Below are 556 nucleotides of genomic sequence, written 5' to 3'. Positions count from 1 at the left end.
GCGGAGCGGGGCCTCACCGCGGCCGCCCGGGCCGCCCTGCCGGCCACTGTGCCGCACGGCGACGCCGCGCTGAACGCCGGCCGGGCGGCGCTGCTGGTGCACGCGCTCACTGCGGATCCGGCGCTGCTGCTGCCGGCGACCGTCGACCGGCTCCACCAGGACTACCGGGCCGAGGGGATGCCGGCGACGACGGCCCTGGTCAGAGAGCTGCGTGCGGCCGGTGTGGCGGCTGTGGTCAGTGGGGCGGGCCCGACCGTCTTGGCGCTGACCGAGCCGCCGGAGGGCTTTCACGCGGGAACAGACTGGCAGCTCTGGCGGTTGCCCATAGACGTCAGCGGTGCCCGGGTTGCCCGGGGTAGACTTGGACACGCCGAGCGGGACCCTGTTGCCGCAGGTCGCAAGAGTTGATTACGCTCTAGACTCAGCACAGCGGAGCGGGGCCTCACCGCGGCCGCCCGGGCCGCCCTGCCGGCCACTGTGCCGCACGGCGACGCCGCGCTGAACGCCGGCCTGTCGGCGATGCTGCTGCACGCGCTCACTGCGGATCCGGCGCTGC

Annotated in this window: 1 pseudogene; it reads left to right on the top strand. The window is 75.0% G+C overall.

The window, feature by feature from the left end:
- Positions 1-408, top strand: a pseudogene (locus DKL51_RS14050) (homoserine kinase); the annotation flags it as partial.
- Positions 409-556: the final 148 nt, after the last annotated feature.

The organism is Micromonospora globispora (assembly GCF_003857015.1).
Classification (GTDB): Bacteria; Actinomycetota; Actinomycetes; order Mycobacteriales; family Micromonosporaceae; genus Micromonospora; species Micromonospora globispora.
Note: the sequence above shows the minus strand (reverse complement) of the source record. Positions and strands in the feature narration are given on the sequence as shown.